This window comes from Aeromonas sp., assembly GCF_051657805.1.
Lineage (GTDB): Bacteria > Pseudomonadota > Gammaproteobacteria > Enterobacterales > Aeromonadaceae > Aeromonas.
Genome location: NZ_JBOFLJ010000001.1, coordinates 59,300 through 79,197, shown reverse-complemented (window position 1 = coordinate 79,197; position 19,898 = coordinate 59,300). Strand labels below are relative to the sequence as shown.

The following is a 19,898-nucleotide window of genomic DNA, read 5'->3' as shown; positions in this document are numbered from 1 at the left end:
TTTGCCTGGCGGCCATAGCGCCGTGGAACCACCTGATCCCATGCCGAACTCAGAAGTGAAACGCGGTAGCGCCGATGGTAGTGTGGCATTCGCCATGCGAGAGTAGGACACTGCCAGGCACCCATTTCAAGATTGCGCTATGAGCGTGGTCTTTACCGGTTAGTGTGCTGATATGGCTCAGTCGGTAGAGCGCATCCTTGGTAAGGATGAGGTCCCCAGTTCGATTCTGGGTATCAGCACCATTAAACAGAAAGCCTCCCAATCGGGAGGCTTTTTTGCATTCTCAATTCACCGATATCTTTCTGGCGTCGAGGTAGAAGCGGGCCTGCCCAGACTGCTCTATCTGGATGGCTGCTACCAGCTTCTCCTCTCGTTTGTATTCCCAGCTCCTTTCGATCGATGTCAAAGGAGGCTTGACGATGCCCAGCGTCTGCAAGTATTCGTGAAACAGGCTGGCACTCCCTATTTCGGTCAATCCTGCTTTCATCCCCATTACTCCTTTATTGTGGTCCTTTATCAATGGTAGCGTTTTCATATGTATTCAATGTGAACGCTTTTCTATTAAATTGATCCAAGCTAAGTTACGGGCTGAAAAAGGCGCAGTTTTCCTAAAATAGGGAATAGAAACATGCTGATAAAGAATGTGAGGCTGGTCGGTCAGGCGGGTTTCTGGCAGATCTTCTGCCAGGAGGGCTATATCAGGGCCATCGAGCCCATGGGAACCACTCTCTCCTCGGCCTCCGAGCTGGACGGAGAGGGGGGCCTCGCCATCGCGCCCTTTATCGAGCCTCACATTCACCTGGATACCACCCAGACGGCGGGGGAGCCGAGCTGGAACCTGTCCGGCACCCTGTTCGAGGGGATAGAGCGCTGGGCTGAGCGCAAGGCCTTGCTGACCCACGAGGACGTCAAGAGCCGCGCCATCCAGACCCTGAAGTGGCAGATGGCCAACGGCATCCAGTTCGTGCGCACCCATGTGGATGTGTCCGACCCCAAGCTGGTTGCGCTCAGGGCCATGCTGGAGGTGCGCGAGGAGATGAAGGAGTGGGTCGAGCTGCAGATAGTGGCCTTCCCGCAGGAAGGGATCCTCTCCTACCCGGACGGTAAGGTCTTGCTGGAAGAGGCGCTTAGGCTGGGAGCCGATGTGATCGGTGCCATTCCCCACTTCGAGTTCACCCGGGAATATGGGGTTGAGAGCCTGCACCATATCTTCGCGTTGGCAGAGCAATATGATGTGCTGGTCGATGTGCACTGCGACGAGATAGACGACGAGCAGTCCCGCTTTATCGAGACCCTGGCGACCCTGGCCTACGAGCGGGACATGGGGCCCAGGGTCACCGCCAGCCACACCACCGCCATGCACTCCTACAACGGAGCCTATGCCTCCCGGCTGTTCCGCTTGCTGCGCATGGCCGACATCAACTTCGTGGCCAACCCCCTGGTGAATATCCACTTGCAGGGGCGTTTCGATACCTATCCCAAGCGCCGTGGTATCACCCGGGTGAAGGAGATGCTGGAGGCGGGCATCAACGTCTGCTTCGGCCACGACGATGTGTTCGATCCCTGGTATCCCATGGGCACGGGCAACATGTTGCAGGTGCTGCACATGGGGCTGCATGTGTGCCAGATCATGGGCTATGAGCAGATCAACGACAGCCTGAAACTTATCGGCGAACACAGCGCCCGCACTCTGAACGTGCAGGAGAGGTACGGTATCGCCGTGGGCAAGCCAGCCAACCTGGTGATACTGCCGGCGGAGAACGGCTTCGATGCGGTACGCCGCCAGGTGCCGGTACGCTACTCCATCCGCCACGGCAAGGTGATTGCACAGACCCAGCCAGCCCGTGCCTCGCTGCATCTGGCTGCCACCGAGCCGGTGGACTTTCGCCGTTAATCCTTGACGGGTTGATCTGGGCGCTGTCATCCCGGGCGGTGCTTTTGCATAATCCCGGGATGCTTGCATGCCTGACTAACGGAGCCCCTTTATATGCAAACCTGGTTATTTGTGGCCGTCGGCGGTGCCATCGGTGCCTGCCTGCGCTTCGGCATGACGGAGCTGTTCGCCCTGCTGCTCGGTCGCAGCTTCCCCTACGGCACCCTGGCGGTGAACGTGATCGGCTCCTTCATCATGGGGCTGGCCTTCGCGCTCATCAGCCATGGCCATGTGCTGGAGCACCCGATGAAACCGCTGCTGATGGTGGGGATCCTGGGGGCTTTGACGACCTTCTCCTCCTTCGCCCTGGATACAGTGCTGCTGGCCCAGCAGGGGGCCTATCTGAAGGCCCTGCTCAACACGGCGCTCAACGTCTTCCTCTGCCTCGCCATGGTGGTGCTGGGGATGCAGCTGGTCGCGAGCCGGGTGTGAGGGACAGGCCCCCCTGCCGGGGTCATGCCCTCAAGGCAGTGTGCCTCTCTGCACCCGACCGGCCGCTTCTCCGGACGGGCAGTAAAGAGGTTCCGAGGTGTCCGGACGCTGGCGGCTCTGGTAAACTGGCGGCCATTCTTTGCTCTATGGGTGTTTGAGGGATGTCGGAACAGACGAATACTACGCATTTTGGCTATAAAACCGTGGCGACGACCGAGAAGGAAACTCTGGTGGCTGGCGTCTTCCATTCGGTGGCGGCCAAGTATGATCTGATGAACGACCTGATGTCGTTCGGCATCCATCGCCTCTGGAAGCGCTTCACCATCGACTGTTCCGGTGTTCGCAAGGGACAGAAGGTGCTGGATCTGGCCGGCGGTACCGGGGATCTGACTGCCAAGTTCTCCCGCATCGTCGGCGAGACCGGTCAGGTGGTGCTGGCGGACATCAACGACTCCATGCTCAAGGTGGGTCGCGACAAGCTGCGCAACCTGGGGGTGGCGAACAACGTCTCCTACGTCCAGGCCAACGCCGAGGCGCTGCCCTTCCCGGACAACCACTTCGACGTCATCACCATCGGCTTCGGCCTGCGCAACGTCACCGACAAGGACAAGGCGCTGGCCTCCATGTACCGGGTGCTGAAACCGGGTGGACGCCTGCTGGTGCTGGAGTTCTCCAAGCCGGAGAGCGAGGTGATCGCCAAGCTGTATGACCTCTACTCCTTCAAGCTGTTGCCCAAGATGGGCGAGATAGTGGCGAACGACGGTGAGAGCTACAAGTATCTGGCAGAATCCATCCGTATGCACCCGGATCAGCAGACCCTGAAGGGGATGATGGAGAACGCCGGCTTCGATCAGGTGGACTTCTACAACCTGACCCAGGGCGTGGTCGCCCTGCACCGTGGATACAAGTTTTAAGGTTGCCTATGCCGATGGATGCCATGGTCACCGCGGTGATCGAAACCAGCCTCAACCAGTTGTTGGCCCTCGACAAGCAGAGTCCCGAGCGGCTGCGCAAGTTGGCGGGCAAGGTGCTCAAGCTGGAGCTGCGTGAGCTCAAGCCGCTCTGGTTCATCTTCTCCGAGCGCCGCCTCGACGTGCTGGCCCGGTTCGAAGGGGAGGTCGATGCGGTGCTGAGTCTCTCCCTGACCGCCCTGGGTCTGCTCAAAGAGCCCTCCGCCCTGACCCGCTACATCCGCGAAGAGAAGCTGGACCTGAGCGGCGACCCCCAGCTGGTGCAGGCGTTCAGCGCCCTCTTGGGCGAGCTCGACATCGACTGGGAAGAGGAGCTGTCTCGCTACACCGGCGACGTGCTGGCCCACACCCTGTGCGGCGGTGCCCGTCAGGCACGCCGCCTGGTGGGGCGCGAGCTGTGCCGCACCCAGCGCCAGCTGGCGGAGTATCTGACCGAGGAGGCTCGCCTCGCCCCCGGCCCCCTCGAAGTCGCCAGCTTCGGCGATGACGTCGAGCTGCTGGCTCAGCACATGAAGGCCGTCGAGCTGCGACTCGCCCGTCTCGAGCAGCGGGTGGGCGGATGACCCCGAAGGAGTTCAAACGCCTCTATCGCATCGTCAGCATCTTGCTGAAGCAGGGCATCGATGAGCTGGTGCCCGCCCGCTATCAACCCTGGCCAGGCCGTCTGCTACGTCGCAGCCTGTTCTGGCTCAAGAACAAGCAGCCAGATCTGAGTCGCGGTGCTCGCATCCGCCTCGCCTTCGAGGCGCTCGGCCCCATCTTCATCAAGTTCGGTCAGATGCTGTCGACCCGGCGCGATCTGTTGCCACCGGACATCGCCGAGGAGCTGGCCCTGTTGCAGGACAGGGTGCCCCCCTTCTGCGGCCAGGCCGCCCGTCGCCAGATAGAGGCGAGCCTGGGCTGCACCATCGAGACCCTGTTCGACGACTTCGACGAGACGCCGCTGGCGTCCGCCTCCATCGCCCAGGTGCACACCGCGAGACTGAAAGAGAACGGTCGCGAGATCGTCATCAAGGTGATCCGCCCGGACATAGAACCCGTCATCGAGGCGGATCTGCGCCTGATGCAGGCGGTGGCCAAACTGGCCGCGCGCTTCGTGCCCCAGAGCGCCCGACTGCGGCCGGTGGAGGTGGTGGAGGAGTATCGCAAGACCATACTCGACGAGCTGAACCTGATGCGGGAGGCCGCCAACGCCATCCAGCTGCGCCGCAACTTCACCGGCTCCGATGCCCTCTATGTGCCCGAGGTGTTCACCGAACACTGTCGCGAGCAGGTGCTGGTGATGGAGCGCATCTACGGCATCCCGGTCTCCGACATCGAAACCCTCGAAGCGAACGGCACCAATATGAAGCTGCTGGCGGAGCGCGGGGTGGAGGTGTTCTTCACCCAGGTGTTCCGTGACAGCTTCTTCCACGCCGACATGCACCCCGGCAACATCTTCGTCTCCCATGAACACCCCGAGAATCCGCTCTGGATCGGTATCGACTGCGGCATCGTCGGGACGCTGAACCGGGAAGACAAGCGCTACCTGGCGGAGAACTTCCTCGCCTTCTTCAACCGCGACTATCGCCGGGTGGCGGAGCTGCACGTGGAGTCCGGCTGGGTGCCTGCCGACACCAAGGTGGACGAGTTCGAGTTCGCCATCCGCACCGTGCTGGAGCCCATCTTCGAGAAGCCGCTGTCCGAGATCTCCTTCGGCCACGTGCTGCTCAACCTGTTCAACACAGCCCGCCGCTTCAACATGCAGGTGCAGCCCCAACTGGTGCTGCTGCAGAAGACCCTGCTCTACGTAGAAGGGCTGGGGCGTCAGCTCTATCCCCAGCTGGATCTGTGGCAGACCGCCAAGCCCTACCTGGAGAGCTGGATGTACCAGCAGGTGGGCCCCAAGGCGGTGCTGAACGCCATCAAGGAGAAGGCGCCGTTCTGGGCCGAAAAGCTGCCCGAGCTGCCGGAGCTGGTCTACGAGACCCTGCGCCAGGCGCGCCATCAGCAGCATCACTTCGATCAGATGTTCGCGGATTTTCGCAAACACAGCCGCCGTCAGGGGCAGGCCCGCTACCTCTTAGGGGTTGGAGCCAGCCTGCTGCTCGCGGGTGTATTCTTGCTGACCCAGAGACAACACATTGAGTGGGGACAAATAACGTTGGCCGGTGCCGGTGTATGCTGGGTGCTCGGCTGGCTGAAGGCTCGCTCACACTAATCTTTCCGCTAAACGCTCAAGCGCCGGCTGGCGCCAATTTTGGAGAAACATCATGGGTGGTATCAGTATCTGGCAGTTGTTGATCATCGCAGTCATCGTCGTGCTGCTGTTTGGCACCAAGAAGCTGCGCGGGATCGGCGGTGATTTGGGAGCGGCGGTGAAGGGCTTCAAGAAGGCGCTGTCGGACGATCCGGCCGATGCCAAGCCCGAGCAGAAGGATGCGGAGTTTCCGCCAAAGCAACTGAACGAGACGGCCAACAGCGCCGACACCACCAAGCAGAAAGACAAAGATCAGGCCTAAGCCATGTTCGACATCGGTTTTTGGGAGCTGGTCGTCATCGCCGTGGTGGCTCTGGTGGTGCTGGGGCCGGAGCGGTTGCCCGGTGCCATCCGCACGGCGGCCCACTGGATCAAGCTCATTCGCAGCACGGCGAACTCGGTCAAGTCCGAGCTGGAGCAGGAGCTCAAGTTGCAAGAGCTGCACAATGACCTGAAGAAGGCCGAGACCCTGCAGATGAATAACCTGAGCCCCGAGCTGCAGGAGTCCATCGAGCAGTTGAAGGCGGCGGCCCAGTCGGTGAACCGGCCCTATCAGCCGCAGTCCGAACCGCAGAACGAGATCCGCCCACCGGTGACGCCATCGCCCGAATCCCGGGCGGCTCCGGCCCCCGAGCCCCAGGCCCAGCCTGAGGGGGATGTCGCCCCTGCGGTCGAGGCAGTGCCTGCCCCCCTGGTGAAAGAGAAAGGGGAGGTGAAGTCATGAGTCAGGCCGAGCAACCCCTGATCAGCCACCTGGTGGAGCTGAGAACCCGGCTGATGCGCTCCCTGCTGGCCATCCTGCTGGTGTTCATCGGGCTCATCTACTTCTCCAACAACATCTACGACTTCGTGGCCCAGCCGCTGCTCAGCCAGCTGCCGGAGGGCACCAGCATGATAGCGACGGATGTGGCGACCCCCTTCATCACGCCCATCAAGCTGACCCTGATGGTCTCCTTCTTCGTGGCCATCCCCTATCTGCTGTATCAGGCCTGGGCCTTCATCGCCCCCGGCTTGTATCAGCATGAGCGGCGCCTCGTCCTGCCCCTGGTGGCCTCCAGCGCCGTGCTCTTCTATGCCGGCATGGCGTTCGCCTACTACGTGGTGTTCCCGCTGGTGTTCGGCTTCTTCACCAGCACGGCCCCCGCCGGGGTGACGGTGGCGACCGACATCGCCAGCTATCTGGACTTCGTGCTGACCCTGTTCTTCGCGTTCGGGGTGGCGTTCGAGATCCCCATCGCCACCATTCTGCTGTGCTGGACAGGGGTGACCACCCCCAAGAGCCTGAGAGAGAAGCGCCCCTACGTCATCGTCGGGGTCTTCGTGGTGGGCATGTTGCTGACGCCGCCCGATGTCTTCTCCCAGACCCTGCTGGCTATCCCCATGTGGGGCCTGTGGGAGCTCGGCCTCTTCTTCGCCCGTTTCTACGTGAAGAAGGAAGACGAGACAACCCGGGAGCAGGCCGACGAAGAGAGCTGAGCCCCTCTCGCCCCCTGTTCGGGGTGATGGAGTTCGCTGTCATGGCAAGAAAGAGGAGGGGAGCTTGGGCTCCCTTTCTCTTTTCAGCCGCTCCCCACAGGCGTATGGTAAGGCCCCATCCTGTAGATGGTTTTCAAATGCCTGATATGCAGCCCCTTTGTCTGGAAGTGTTCACCTCATGATCGATATCGGAATCAACCTCACCAGCCCCCAGTTTGCCGACGAGCAGGCCGAGCTGGTGAGCCGAGCCCGCGCCGCCGGGGTCGAGGGGCTGATCCTCACCGGCACCGATCTGGCTGGCAGCCGGGAGAGTGCCGAGCTGGCCGCCCGCTGGCCCGGCTACTGCTTCTCCACCGCCGGGGTGCATCCCCACGACGCCAAGAGCGTGGATGAGCAGACCCTGCCCGCCCTGCGCGAGCTGGCAGCCCTGCCCCAGGTGGTGGCCATCGGCGAGTGCGGTCTCGACTACAACCGCGACTTCTCCCCAAGGCCGGTGCAAGACCGGGTGTTCGATGCCCAGCTGGCCCTGGCCGCCGAGCTGAACATGCCGGTGTTCCTGCACTGCCGCGATGCCCACGAACGTTTCATCGAGATCCTGCGACCCTGGTTGCCCCGCCTGCCCGGCGCCGTGCTGCACTGCTTCACCGGCACCGATGCCGAGCTGGACGAGTGCCTCGCGCTGGGACTGCATATCGGCGTCACCGGCTGGCTTTGCGACGAGCGCCGTGGCCAGCTGCTGCGCGAGCAGGTGGCGCGGATCCCGGCCGGTCGGCTGATGATAGAGACCGATGCCCCCTACCTGGTGCCACGGGATCTGAAGCCCAGACCCAAACGCAACGAACCCGCTTTTCTGCCGCACATCGCCAAGGTGGTGGCGGCCTGTCGTGGTGAGACGCCCGAGGCCTTGCTGGCCCACACCCGGGCCACCTCAGCCGCGTTTTTCCAACTTCCACTCCAGGAGTGACTCATGGCAACTACTCTTCCGGGCGCCTTCCCGGGCCGCCGCCTGCGCCGGGTGCGCAAGAATGACTTCAGCCGTCGTCTGGTGCGTGAAAACACGCTGACCGTCGACGATCTCATCTATCCGGTCTTCGTGCTGGAGGGGGTGAACCAGCGTGAAGCCGTCGCCTCCATGCCTGGGGTGGATCGCCTCTCCATCGACCTGCTGCTGGAGGAGGCCGCGGAACTGGTGGCCCTCGGCGTGCCCGCCATCGCCCTCTTCCCGGTGACGCCGCTTCAGAGCAAGAGCCTGCTGGCGGAAGAGGCCTACAGCCCGGACGGTCTGGCCCAGCGCGCGACCCGCGCCCTCAAGGCCCGCTTCCCGGAGCTCGGGGTCATCACCGACGTGGCGCTGGATCCCTTCACCACCCACGGCCAGGACGGCATTATCGATGACGAAGGCTATGTGCTGAACGACATCACCACCGAGATCCTGGTGAAGCAGGCGCTCTCCCATGCCGCCGCCGGGGCCGACATAGTGGCGCCGTCCGACATGATGGACGGCCGCATCGGCGCCATCCGCGCCGCGCTGGAGGAGAACGGCTTCATCAACGTGCAGATCATGGCCTACTCCGCCAAGTACGCCTCCTGCTACTACGGCCCGTTCCGCGATGCGGTCGGCTCCGCCGGCAACCTCGGCAAGAGCAACAAGGCCACCTATCAGATGGATCCGGCCAACGACAACGAGGCCCTGCACGAGGTGGCGCTGGACATCCAGGAGGGGGCCGACAGCGTCATGGTCAAGCCGGGCATGCCGTATCTGGACGTGATCCGCCGGGTCAAGGATCAGTTCGGGGTGCCGACCTTCGCCTATCAGGTGAGCGGCGAGTACGCCATGCACATGGCAGCCATCCAGAACGGCTGGCTGAAGGAGAAGGAGTGCATCCTGGAGTCCCTGGTCTGCTTCAAGCGGGCCGGTGCCGACGGTATCCTCACCTACTTCGCCAAGCGGGTCGCCCAGTGGCTGCAGGAAGACGCTCGCCGGAGCTGAACGGTTTGAGCGAATGAAAAAAATGCCAGTCGATACGACTGGCATTTTGCTTTTCAGGGCTTGGCGCGAGCCTGATCGATCAGGCTGTCCGGGCCGAGCACTTGGGGCAGCACCCTGGGCTCGCGCTGGCCAGGCGCATACCAGAGGTAGAGCGGCACACCGGAGCGACCGTGCTGCGCCAGGAAGGCGGTGATCCCAGGATCGCCCTGGGTCCAGTCTCCCCGCATCACCTCTACACCCGCCTCGGCAAAGGCCTGTTCCGTGGTGCGGCGATCGATGGCGACCCGCTCGTTGACCTTGCAGGTCATGCACCAGTCGGCGGTGAAGTAGAGAAACACCGGCCTGTCCCCCGCTCTCAGGGTCTCCAGCCTGGCTGGGTCGAAGGCGAGCCGATTGGCGGGTTGAGACTGGGTGGTGCGCTCGCTCATCTGGCTCAGGCCGAGGGGGATGGCGAGGGCGGCAGCCAAGAGCGCAGGCAGCCAGGCCTGCGGCTTCATCGCTCGCTGGCACAGGCCGGTCAGCCAGAGGCCGAACGTCAGCAGCATGGCACAGCCCAGGCTGGCGGTCAGGGCGTTGGCAGACACCTGTTGGCCGAGCACCCACGACAGCGCCAGCATGGTCAGGAACATGGGGACGGCGAGCAGGCGGCGAAGGGTCGCCATCCAGAGCCCTGGTTTCGGCATCCGGCGCTGCAAGGCCGGGACAAACCCCAGCAGCAGGAAGGGTAGGGCTATGCCAAACCCCAATCCGGCGAACACCAACATGCCCGCCAGGGGCGGCAGGGTCAGGGCGGTGCCGAGCGCCGCCGCCATGAAGGGGCCTGTGCAGGGGGTGGCGACGAAGGCGGCGAGGGCACCGGTCCAGAACGCCCCGGCGACGCCGCCACGGCGGGTCAGTCCGGCTCCGGCGTCGAGGGTGCTCAGCTCAAACAGACCGGCCATGTTGAAGGCGATGACGCAGGTCAGCAGCAGCAACAGCAGTATCATGCGCGGATCCTGCAGCTGGAAGGCCCAGCCGAGCTGGGCACCGCCCGCCCGCATGACCAGCAGCACGCCACCGAGCAGCATACAGGTCGCCATCACCCCGGTGGTGTAGGCCAGCGCCTCGCGCCGCGAGGCTCGGGCGCTGGTACCGGCCCGCGCCAGGCTCATCGCCTTGAGGCTGAGGATGGGGAAGACGCAGGGCATCAGGTTCAGCAGCAGGCCACCGGCGATCGCCCCGGCCAGCGCCAGCAGCAGGGCGGTTGCACCGCTCTCAGCCGTGGCCGGTGCGGCGGCAAGTCGGGCGTCCAGATCCAGCCCCAGGCCGTTGCCGAGCGACAGGGTCGCCTCGAATGCCTCGGTCGGCCTGGCACCCGCCCGGGTCTCGACGATGAGCAGATCGCCCCGGCGTTCGAACCGCTGGGGGGCTGCATCGACGATGGCCTGTCTGGTGGCGCTGAATAGGTGCGGTTCGTCGATTTCTATGCTGGCGGGGAGCGGTACCTCGAGGCGCAGCCGTTGCGCATCGACGGTGAAGCTGACGGGGGAGCCGAGCGGTCTGGGCAGCGCCTGACGCCACTTGGCAAAATCGGCGGCGAGGGCGGCATCGGCTTCACCGTTGCCGACGTGCAGCGTGATCTGCAGGCTGGCACGCTCCGGGACACAGGCGTCGTGACGGCAGGCCAGATACTGCATGTCGAGGCGGATCGGCAGTTGGGTGTCCAGGGCCATCCCCTCGGCGACGGAGAGCTCCGCCAGCAGTGCGTAGGGTTGGCCGTAGACATGGTTCATGATGCCGTCGATCTGCAGGGTCTGGGGGAGCGGATAGGCCAGCTCGCCGATGCTGACGCCATCGGGCAGGTGCCAGGTCAGTTCGGGGGCCAGGCCGACATCTCCCGGCTGCTTCCAGTAGCCGTGCCATTCCCCTTGAGGGGTCATCTTGATCGCCAGGGTGGTGGCGCCGTTGGCGGCCGGGGTCGGGCTGGCGGCGTGCAGGGAGGAGGCGATCAGCACCTCGTCGGCGCCGGGCATAATCGCTGCGGCCAGCATGGGGGCGCTCAGGCAGAGCCAAAGCAGCAACCGCTTCAGGGAGTCGAGTTTCATGGGTCTCTTCGTACGGGAGAAAAAAGACACCAGCCCCGGGGCCGGTGTCCATGACGTCTGACGGTTACTTCAGCTGCTTGATTGCGTCGGCCAGGTCGCGATCCTGCGGGCTCAGGATGCGGGCGACGCGGCCTTGGCTATCCAGCAACACTACGCTGGGGATGTCGCGCACCCCGAAGGCACGGAACAGGGAATCATCTTCGTTCAGTGCCAGCGGCAGAGTGCTGCCCGAACTCTTCCGGTAATCCTGCAGATCGGCCACCGAGACCCAGAGTCCGGAGGAGACCCCCAGCCAATCGACGCCCTTCTCGCTCGCCATCAGCTTCTCGGCCTCTTCGCGCACGAACTGGCAGTTCTTGGCGGTCTGCGGGCGGCTCTCGGCCAGGTAGGATTCACACCAGGGGGCGAAGAAGACGATGGCGCGCGGCTTCTGGTTCGCGGCGGCGAAGTCCACTTGCCGGCCATCCAGCAGGCGGATCTCGAGAGCACTCACCTTGTCGCCCACGGCGAAGGTAGGGGAGGTGCTGGCGCTGGTGGCCCGGGCGACTGGCTGTGGCTCTTCGGCGATCGCCTGTTGCAGCGCTGTGTGCAGCGCCTGGTCCTCTAGATGGCCCACGTGCATGATCTTGCCATCGCGCCCGATCACCACATGCTGGGGGGTGACCCTCAGGTTCAGCGCGGTCGCCAGGGTACCGTCATCGATGGCGATGGGCATGATCAGGCCCAGCTCCTTGCGGTAGGCGCGGATGGCGTCGGCGTCGTCGGAGAAGCCGGTATTGACGGCGATCACCTGGATCTGGTCGCCAAACTTCTGCTCGATAGCCTCAAACCCCGGCATCTGCTGGCGGCAAGGCACGCACCAGGTGGCCCAGAACTTCAGATAGACCGGCTTTTTCCCGTAGAGTCCGGCCAGATCGAGCGGTTTGCCGTCCAGGGTGGTCAGCCTGGCCGCCGGAGCCGGTTGGCCGATCAAGGGGCTGCCTGCGCTCTTGGCGCGTCGCTCGCCTTCGGCGTCGTAGCTGTTGTCGTCCGCCCAGGCAGGCTGGCTGATGCCGAGCAGGAGCAACAGGGTGGCGAGGGGTTTGAACAGTGAGGGCTGGGGCAAGACGGACTCCTTACGACTTTCTAACATGTATCGGGGATGGTTTAATGACATATTTTAGTCAGTTTGACAGTCCAGTAATAAGGACCATGAATGCCTGTTTTCACTGTACCATCCCGTGCATTGGCTGGTGCCCATGACTGAGCTGCACATAGCGCTGCGGCGCGAGGCCGGGCACTCGCTGGCGGACCAGATCGCCACGGCCATCGGCCAATCGATCCGCCAGGGCTCGCTCTACGCGGGGGCCAGGCTGCCCTCATGGCACGACCTGAGTATCCAGCTCGGCGTCGCGCGGGGCACAGTCCGAGCCGCCTATGAGCGGTTGATCGATGAGCAGCTGATCGTCTCGCAGGGGGCGGCGGGCACCTTCGTCGCCCAGTGCCTGCCGGTGGACTCGCCGCCCGACCTCAGGGTGCAAGCCAATCCCTTGCCCGAGCTCTACCAGCATCCCTTCGGCGAGCGTCCCCTGGTGTTTCAGGTCGGCGTGCCTGCGCAGGATGGCTTTCCCGGCAAGTTGTGGTCCCGGGTGGCGGCCCAGGCTGCCAGTCAGGCCGCCATGGCAACGGTCAGCTATCCGGATCCCCGCGGCGAACTGACGCTGCGCACCGAGATCGCCGCCTATCTGTCCGTGGCTCGCGGGATCAGCTGCTCGCCAGCCCAGATCCTCATCACCTCGGGTTACAGCGGTGCCCTCGGGCTGCTGGTCCACGGCCTCGGCTTGCAGGGGAAAGAGGCCTGGATTGAGGATCCGGGCTATCCACTGTCGCGGATGGCCCTCGCCATGGCGGGGGTGACGCCTGTGCCTGTCCCGGTCGATGCACGGGGGCTCGATGTTGACGAGGGGATAGCCAGTGCGGCGGACGCCGCGCTGGCCATAGTCACCGCCGGCCAGCAGGCGCCGCTGGGCATGACCCTCTCCCTCGCCCGCCGCCACCGCTTGCTGGAGTGGGCCGCCAGCCGCGGCGGCTGGATCGTCGAGGATGATTACCTGAGCGAGCTGCAACTCACCGGCCGGGCGGCGCCAGCGTTAGCCTCCCTGGATCGCCATGGCCGGGTCATCTATGTGGGTACCTTCAGCAAGACCATCAGCCCGGGCCTGCGTCTCGGCTTCATGGTGGTGCCGCCGGCCCTGGCCGGCAAGATGGGGGACGTGGCCGCCGCACTCGCTCCCGCCGCCTCGGTGGCCAGCCAGTGGGCGCTGGCGGAGTTCATGCGCAAGGGACACTATCTGCGTCATTTGCGCAGGATGAAGCGGATCTACCGTGCGCGTGCGGCGGCGCTGCAAGAGGCCCTGCCGGCGCCCGCCGAGGCGGTCACCATGGCGGGGCTGGCGCTGCTGCTTCACTTGCCCCGGGGATGTGATGATGTCGCCATAGTGCACCGGGCCCAGGCTGTCGGACTGGCGCCAGCCCCCCTGTCCGTCTGGTTTGCAGATCCGGCGCGAGCGAGACCGGGTCTGCTGCTGGGGATCACCAATCTGCCGCAAGAGGGACTGGAGGATTGTTGTGCCCGCCTGATGCGCCTGATAGAGCCAAGCGCAGGGCAGGAGGGCCCGCTCTCCTCGCCGTCGATGACTGATATGGCGATTTAATAGACAAGGGGTCGCGAAAAGTGGGTACTTGGCCCTGTTACTGACGGCAAAGGCTTGATAAATGAGGTTTCTGCCTACATCTTAGATGGTCCAAGCAGGCTTCTGGACGGCAGGGGCTGCAGAGCATTTTAGAGGTACCGCAGATGAACAACCCTTTGCTGACCATGGACTCGCTGCCTCCCTTCAGCCAGATCCGGCCTGAACAGGTGCAGCCTGCCGTGACGCAGGCCATCGCCGACTGCAAACAGAAGATCGATGACGTGCTAGCCCGGCGCGAGCCCCACACCTGGGACAGCCTGATCGCCCCCCTGGAAGAGGTCAATGACCGCTTGGGGCGCATCTGGTCGCCGGTGAGCCACCTCAACGCCGTACAGAACAGCGAGGCGCTGCGCGAGGCTCACGACGCCTGCCTGCCGCTGCTGTCCGAATTCCAGACCTATGTCGGTCAGCACGAAGGCCTCTATCAGGCCTATCGCGAACTGGCCGAGAGTGATGACTTCCCCCTGCTCAGCGGCGCCCAGCGGAAGGAGATCCAGAATACCCTGCGCGACTTCCGCCTGTCCGGTATCGGCCTGTCTGCCGAGGCGCAGCAGCGCTATGGCGAGATCCAGTCTCGCCTCTCCGAGCTGGCCTCCCGTTTCAGCAACAATGTGCTGGATGCCACCCAGGGCTGGAGCAAGCTGGTGACCGACGAGGCCGAGCTGGCCGGTCTGCCCGCCAGCGCCCTGGCCGCCGCTCGCCAGATGGCGGAGCACAAGGGCCAGCAGGGCTGGCTGTTCACCCTGGACATTCCCTCCTACCTGCCGGTGATGATGTATGCCGACAGCCGCACCCTGCGTGCCGAGCTGTATGAGGCCTTCACCACCCGCGCCTCGGATCAGGGCCCGAATGCCGGCAAGTGGGACAACTCCGCCATCATGACGGAGCTGCTCAGCCTGCGCCGGGAGCTGGCCCAGTTGCTCGGCTTTGGCAACTATGCCGAGTTGTCCCTCGCCACCAAGATGGCGGACAGGACGGAGCAGGTGGTGGGCTTCCTGACGGATCTCGCCGCCAAGTCCCTGCCCCAGGGCAAGGCCGAGCTGGAAGAGATCCGCGCCTTCGCCACCGAGCACTTCGGCCAGAGCGAGCTGGCGGCCTGGGATATCCCCTACTACGCCGAGAAGCTCAAGCAGCACAAGTTCTCCATCTCCGACGAGCAGCTGCGCCCCTACTTCCCCGCCAGCAAGGTGGTGAAGGGGCTGTTCGAGGTGGTGCGCCGGGTGTTCGGGGTCAAGGTGCGCGAGCGCCTCGGCATCGACACCTGGCACCCGGACGTGCGTTTCTACGACATCTTCGATGGCGAGGACGAGCTGCGCGGCAGCTTCTACCTCGACCTCTATGCCCGCGAGAACAAGCGCGGCGGTGCCTGGATGGATGTCTGCCTGGGCCGTCGTTACCGTCAGGACGGTTCACTGCAAAAGCCGGTGGCCTATCTCACCTGCAACTTCAACGGTCCGGTGGATGGCAAGCCCGCCCTGTTCACCCACGACGAGGTGGTGACCCTGTTCCACGAGTTCGGCCACGGCATTCACCACATGCTGACCACCATCGACGTGGGCGGGGTGGCCGGTATCAACGGCGTGGCCTGGGATGCGGTGGAGCTGCCGAGCCAGTTCCTGGAGAACTGGTGCTGGGAGTCCGAGGCGCTGGCCTTTATCTCCGGTCATTACGAAACAGGGGAGCCGCTGCCCGCGGATCTGCTGGAGAAGATGCTGACCGCCCGCAACTTTCAGGCGGCCATGCAGATGCTGCGTCAGCTGGAATTCGCCCTGTTCGACTTCCGCCTGCACCAGGAGTTCGACCCGGCCAGGCCCGAGCTGATCCCGACCCTGCTTGCCGAGGTGCGCAGCCAGGTGGCGGTGATGACGCCACCGGCGTTCAACCGCTTCCAGCACAGCTTCTCCCACATCTTCGCCGGCGGCTATGCGGCGGGCTACTACAGCTACAAGTGGGCCGAGGTGCTCTCCGCCGATGCCTTCTCCCGCTTCGAGGAGGAGGGGATCTTCAACCCGGCCACCGGCCAATCCTTCCTGAAGAACATCCTGGAGAAGGGCGGTTCCAAGGAACCCATGGAGCTGTTCCGTGCCTTCCGTGGCAGAGAGCCCCAAGTGGATGCACTGCTGCGACACAGCGGTATTGCCGCCTGATGGTCCGGCCCCGTGCGCCTGAGCTTCAAGCAGGTACATGGCTGCGGCAGAGTGGGATCACGACGTGATTTTTAAGATAAAAAGGGACCGCTTGGTCCCTTTTTTCAAGGCTTTTTAATATCTTGCCGATAGCATGTTTGCACTGCCACCGCCTCTTCCAGTAGAGTCGGGATTCCAGCTTCCAAGGAGAGAAAGTCACTTGCCATGAGGCGAGCACTCGAGTCTGTCTATCAAATCATCTCCAGCTTGTCTCATCTGAGTGGCAAGGGATATTTCGATACCTTTGTGAGTGAAATCGCCAACGCGGTGGGGGCGGATCTCGTCCTGATTTCTGGACAGGACCAAACGGGCCTGTTCTTCACCGTTCATGCCGCCCATCCCGCCTCCCTCGACATCGGCTCCTACAGTTTTCCCCTCGCCAGCACCCCGGGTGAGATCGTCATGCAGCAGGGTGAAGCCTGGTTCAATGACCGCACCCGCCAGCTGTTTCCTCATGCCGCCGTGCTGGAGCACTGGCAGATCCGGGGCTATGCCGGCATCGCCCTGAAGAATGCCCAGGGGGAGACCATGGGGCTGTGCAGCGTCATGTTCAAGCGGGCCATGCCTAGCATGGACAAGATCATGCAGCTGCTGCGCCTGCTGGCCCCCATCGCCGGTCGCGAACTGGCCCTGATGTATCAGCAGCAGATCCCCTCTGCGCCCGTGGGCTCGGGTGCCATGCAGGTGCTGGATACCATGATGTCCCACGCGCCGGTCGGCATCGGCAAGATGGATCTGAATGGACGCATCCTCTGGATCAACCCGGCCATCGAGAAGATGCTGGGTTACTGCCAGGATGAGCTGCTGGATCGTACCGCCGCCGATATCAATCATCCGGAAGACTGGCAGACCAGCCTCCCGCTCTACGAGGAGATCCGTCGCGGGGAGCGTCCCGCCTTCACCCAGGAGAAGCGCTACCTGCATCGGGATGGTTCAGTGCTCTGGGGACGGGTGACGGTGACGCTGATCCGCAACGAGCAGCTGCACCCCGACTACCTGATGTTGGTGCTGGAGAACATCGACCCCATCAAGCGTCACAGCGAACAGTTGAAGCTCTCCCACCGGGTCTATGACAACCTCTCGGAGGCCATACTGGTGTGCGATGCGGACAGTCGCATCATCTCGGTCAACCCGGCGTTCGAGACCATCACGGGCTACAGCGAGGAGGAGGCCTGCGGCCAGCGCCCCAGCCTGCTCAAGTCCGGCCTCCACGACCAGACCTTCTACGCCGACATGTATCACGCCCTGGAACGGGTGGGGATCTGGCGCGGCGAGGTGTGGAACAAGCGCAAGAACGGCAAGCTCTACCCCCAGCAGCTGATGATCAGCGCCCTGCGGGAAGGGGGGCGGATCAGCCAGTACATCGCCATCTTCAGCGATCTCTCCCAGACCAAGCTGGCGGAGCAGAAGATCGCGGCCCAGGCGAACTACGACAACCTCACCGGCCTGCCGAACCGCTGGTTGTTCGGCCGCTGCCTCAGTCGCTTCTGCGAGCGGGGGGAGCGTTTCGCACTCATGGTGCTGGATCTCAACAACTTCAAGGCCGTCAACAACAGCATGGATCACCACGTGGGTGACGCCCTGCTGCGGGAGGTGTCGGATCGGCTGGTGAGTCGGGTGCGCACCGAGGATCTGGTGGCCCGCATCGGTGGGGACGAGTTCGCCTTCCTGGTGCCCGGCATCGTCAATCGCCGCCAGGCCGAGGTGTTCGCCAAGCAGGTGATAGGCGGCTTCGCCCGCCCCTTCATGCTGGCGAACCAGCACCTCTATGTGACCGCGACCTTAGGGATCACCCTCTGCCCCAACGACGGTGGGGACAGCGACGAGCTGCTGCGCAATGCGGAGCAGGCGCTGTTTGTCGCCAAGCGGCAGGGCAGGCCCCTGGGAACCTACAGCGCCTCCATGCGGGAAGAGGTGAGCCAGCGCCACCAGATGCAGCAGGATCTGGCGGAGGCCATCAAGCTGGCGCAGCTGACCATGGCCTACCAGCCCATCTGGGACAATCGCAGCGGCCGGGTCGCCAAGCTGGAGGCCCTGGTACGCTGGTATCACCCCCACTGGGGTCAGGTCTCGCCGGCGGACTTCATTCCGCTAGCGGAGGAGGCGGGCCTCATCCAGGGGTTGGGGGCCTTGGTGCTGTGGCAGTCGTGCCGGGATCTGGCGAGGCTGCAGAAGTCCGGTTTCCCGGATCTGCAGATGTCCATCAACCGATCCACCCTGGAGTTCCAGACGATCGATCCCGAGGCGAATGAGTGGCTGCGGGTGATCCGTCACTTCGGCCTGGACCCCAAGGACATCATCATAGAGATCACCGAATCCCTGCTGATGGAGAGCAGCGACCAGCACAGGGTGCGGATCGACGCCCTGCGGGAGGCGGGTTGCAAGCTGGCCATCGATGACTTCGGCACCGGCTACTCGGCGCTGAACTACCTACGTACCTTCCCGGTGGATCTGGTGAAGATAGATCGCTCCTTCGTGCGCCACATCCCGTTCAACGAGCAGGACAGGCTGCTGCTGGACGGCATCATCAACATAGTGCACAACCTCGGCATGCAGGTGGTGATCGAGGGGGTGGAGACCCGGGAGCAGCTCAACTTCCTCTGCCAGAAGGGCTGCGCCTTCACCCAGGGCTATCTGCTCAGCCGCCCGCTGCCCTACGACGATCTGGTGGAATACCTGACCCTTAACCGGCAGGGAATGAACCTGGCCAATCTCACCATCGTGAGCTGATCCCCCGCTTCTGTTATCATGCTCGGCTCCATGCCGTCATGAGTCATCCATATGCCCCATATTCAGGTTTTCAGTGAAGTGCCCGCCCGGGAAGGGGAGCTCGATGCCTTGCGCCAGCGCCTGGCCGACGTGGAGTTTCCCGCCCCCTTCGCCCTGGTGCTGACCGAGGAGCGGCTGGAGCTGCGTAAGCTGGATGAACCCAAGCTGGGGGCCGTCTATGTGGACTTCGTGGAGGGGGCCGTGGCTCACAGGCGCAAGTTCGGCGGCGGTCGTGGCCAGTCCATCGCCAAGGCGGTGGGGCTCAAGGCGGGGGCCATGCCGACCGTGGTGGATGCCACAGCCGGGCTCGGCCGGGATGCCTTCGTGCTGGCGTCCCTCGGCTGCAGGGTGACCCTGATCGAGCGCAGCCCAGTAGTGGCGGCCCTGTTGCAGGATGGTCTGACGCGGGCGGCGCAGGATCCCGAGATAGGCCCTTGGGTGCGCGAGCGGATGCAGTTGCTGCAAGGGCCGGCGGTGGACAACCTGCTGGCATTGGCGGAGCGGCCGGACGTCATCTACCTGGATCCCATGTTCCCCCACAAGCAGAAATCGGCCCTGGTGAAGAAGGAGATGCGGGTGTTCCAGTCCCTGGTGGGGCCGGATCTCGATGCGGACGCCCTGCTGCCGGCGGCCCTCAGGATGGCGGAGAAGCGGGTGGTGGTGAAGCGGCCCGACTATGCGGGCTGGCTTGACGAGCACAAGCCCAGCATGGCCATCGAGACCAAGAGCAACCGCTTCGACGTCTATGTGATGGCGGCGCTGGCGGGCTGACTCGGGCAGCCCCAGACCCCATACGAAGAGGGCCCGCAATGCGGGCCCTCTTTCATCACTCGTAGGTATCGGTCAGAAGCGGATAAGCTTCTCTTCCCCCTGCCAAGGAAGGGCCAGGGTCGCCAGCTCCGCCAGGCTGAGCCGTTCCCCGCTCTCCAGCAGCAGGTATTCAACCCCCTCTTTCGCCACTATGGTCTGCACCCTGTCCCCCCATTGCCGGCCACTCCGATCGGTGAGTGTCACCGGTAGCTGCCAGCTGGCGGCGATCTCGAGCCAGTCGTAGAGGTCGCAGCTGATGGGTTGATAGTGGCTCAT

General features: G+C 63.9%; 18 protein-coding genes, 1 tRNA gene and 1 rRNA gene. 16 read left to right on the top strand and 4 right to left on the bottom strand.

The genetic code is table 11. The features are described from left to right. Positions 1-4: 4 nt before the first annotated feature. Together rrf and ACRCYW_RS00390 are read left to right on the top strand one after the other, a co-directional pair. A 5S ribosomal RNA gene (gene rrf / locus ACRCYW_RS00395) occupies positions 5-119 on the top strand. Between the two features lie 47 nt (positions 120-166). Continuing rightward, positions 167-242: transfer RNA gene (locus ACRCYW_RS00390), tRNA-Thr, on the top strand. A gap of 41 nt (positions 243-283) precedes the next feature. Here ACRCYW_RS00390 and ACRCYW_RS00385 read toward each other — a convergent pair. Next, entirely contained in the window at positions 284-535 is a 252-nt protein-coding gene (locus ACRCYW_RS00385) for a hypothetical protein (protein WP_438548224.1), read from the bottom strand. 93 nt (positions 536-628) lie between these two features. Between ACRCYW_RS00385 and ACRCYW_RS00380 the strand changes: the two genes are divergently transcribed. From ACRCYW_RS00380 to hemB, 10 genes are all read left to right on the top strand, one after another. Next, the gene (locus ACRCYW_RS00380; protein ID WP_438548223.1) at positions 629-1,894 is read left to right on the top strand and encodes a cytosine deaminase; all 1,266 of its coding nucleotides are present in this window, start codon (positions 629-631) and stop codon (positions 1,892-1,894) included. A gap of 93 nt (positions 1,895-1,987) precedes the next feature. Next, the gene (crcB, locus tag ACRCYW_RS00375; RefSeq protein ID WP_438548222.1) at positions 1,988-2,365 is read left to right on the top strand and encodes a fluoride efflux transporter CrcB; all 378 of its coding nucleotides are present in this window, start codon (positions 1,988-1,990) and stop codon (positions 2,363-2,365) included. A gap of 161 nt (positions 2,366-2,526) precedes the next feature. Next, entirely contained in the window at positions 2,527-3,279 is a 753-nt protein-coding gene (ubiE, locus tag ACRCYW_RS00370; protein WP_438548221.1) for a bifunctional demethylmenaquinone methyltransferase/2-methoxy-6-polyprenyl-1,4-benzoquinol methylase UbiE, read from the top strand. 8 nt (positions 3,280-3,287) lie between these two features. After that, positions 3,288-3,899, top strand: coding sequence for a ubiquinone biosynthesis accessory factor UbiJ (locus ACRCYW_RS00365; protein ID WP_438548220.1), 612 nt, complete (start codon positions 3,288-3,290; stop codon positions 3,897-3,899). Beyond that, positions 3,896-5,536, top strand: a complete 1,641-nt coding sequence (gene ubiB / locus ACRCYW_RS00360; protein WP_438548219.1) for a ubiquinone biosynthesis regulatory protein kinase UbiB — start codon at positions 3,896-3,898, stop codon at positions 5,534-5,536. The genes ACRCYW_RS00365 and ubiB overlap by 4 nt, the downstream gene beginning before the upstream one ends. A 52-nt stretch (positions 5,537-5,588) precedes the next feature. Then, on the top strand, positions 5,589-5,837 hold the full coding sequence (tatA, locus tag ACRCYW_RS00355; protein ID WP_349920502.1) for a Sec-independent protein translocase subunit TatA: 249 nt from the start codon (positions 5,589-5,591) through the stop codon (positions 5,835-5,837). 3 nt (positions 5,838-5,840) lie between these two features. Continuing rightward, complete coding sequence (tatB, locus tag ACRCYW_RS00350; RefSeq protein WP_438548218.1) at positions 5,841-6,299, top strand: Sec-independent protein translocase protein TatB; 459 nt, start codon at positions 5,841-5,843, stop codon at positions 6,297-6,299. Then, entirely contained in the window at positions 6,296-7,051 is a 756-nt protein-coding gene (gene tatC, locus ACRCYW_RS00345) for a twin-arginine translocase subunit TatC (protein ID WP_438548217.1), read from the top strand. The genes tatB and tatC overlap by 4 nt, the downstream gene beginning before the upstream one ends. A 178-nt stretch (positions 7,052-7,229) precedes the next feature. Continuing rightward, positions 7,230-8,015: a TatD family hydrolase gene (locus ACRCYW_RS00340; RefSeq protein ID WP_438548216.1), complete on the top strand. Its 786-nt coding sequence runs from the start codon at positions 7,230-7,232 to the stop codon at positions 8,013-8,015. 3 nt (positions 8,016-8,018) lie between these two features. Beyond that, positions 8,019-9,041, top strand: a complete 1,023-nt coding sequence (gene hemB, locus ACRCYW_RS00335) for a porphobilinogen synthase (RefSeq protein ID WP_438548215.1) — start codon at positions 8,019-8,021, stop codon at positions 9,039-9,041. Between the two features lie 53 nt (positions 9,042-9,094). Here the strand turns inward: hemB and ACRCYW_RS00330 are convergent, their stop codons facing one another. Together ACRCYW_RS00330 and ACRCYW_RS00325 are read right to left on the bottom strand one after the other, a co-directional pair. After that, positions 9,095-11,125, bottom strand: a complete 2,031-nt coding sequence (locus ACRCYW_RS00330) for a protein-disulfide reductase DsbD family protein (RefSeq protein WP_438548214.1) — start codon at positions 11,123-11,125, stop codon at positions 9,095-9,097. Between the two features lie 64 nt (positions 11,126-11,189). Further along, positions 11,190-12,230, bottom strand: a complete 1,041-nt coding sequence (locus tag ACRCYW_RS00325; RefSeq protein WP_438548213.1) for a TlpA family protein disulfide reductase — start codon at positions 12,228-12,230, stop codon at positions 11,190-11,192. Between the two features lie 133 nt (positions 12,231-12,363). On the opposite strand from ACRCYW_RS00325, the gene ACRCYW_RS00320 reads away from it, so the two are divergent. The 4 genes from ACRCYW_RS00320 to ACRCYW_RS00305 all read left to right on the top strand — a co-directional run bounded on the left by ACRCYW_RS00320 (position 12,364) and on the right by ACRCYW_RS00305 (position 19,583). Continuing rightward, entirely contained in the window at positions 12,364-13,818 is a 1,455-nt protein-coding gene (locus ACRCYW_RS00320) for a PLP-dependent aminotransferase family protein (RefSeq protein WP_438548212.1), read from the top strand. 143 nt (positions 13,819-13,961) lie between these two features. Continuing rightward, positions 13,962-16,004, top strand: coding sequence for an oligopeptidase A (prlC, locus tag ACRCYW_RS00315; RefSeq protein ID WP_438548211.1), 2,043 nt, complete (start codon positions 13,962-13,964; stop codon positions 16,002-16,004). A gap of 204 nt (positions 16,005-16,208) precedes the next feature. Continuing rightward, positions 16,209-18,773, top strand: a complete 2,565-nt coding sequence (locus ACRCYW_RS00310) for a putative bifunctional diguanylate cyclase/phosphodiesterase (RefSeq protein WP_438548210.1) — start codon at positions 16,209-16,211, stop codon at positions 18,771-18,773. A gap of 51 nt (positions 18,774-18,824) precedes the next feature. Beyond that, positions 18,825-19,583 carry a class I SAM-dependent methyltransferase gene (locus ACRCYW_RS00305; protein ID WP_438548209.1) on the top strand — a complete coding sequence of 253 codons (759 nt, stop codon included), beginning with the start codon at positions 18,825-18,827 and terminating at the stop codon, positions 19,581-19,583. A 72-nt stretch (positions 19,584-19,655) separates the two neighbouring features. Here ACRCYW_RS00305 and ACRCYW_RS00300 read toward each other — a convergent pair whose 3' ends face one another. Next, entirely contained in the window at positions 19,656-19,898 is a 243-nt protein-coding gene (locus tag ACRCYW_RS00300) for a Rho-binding antiterminator (RefSeq protein ID WP_438548208.1), read from the bottom strand.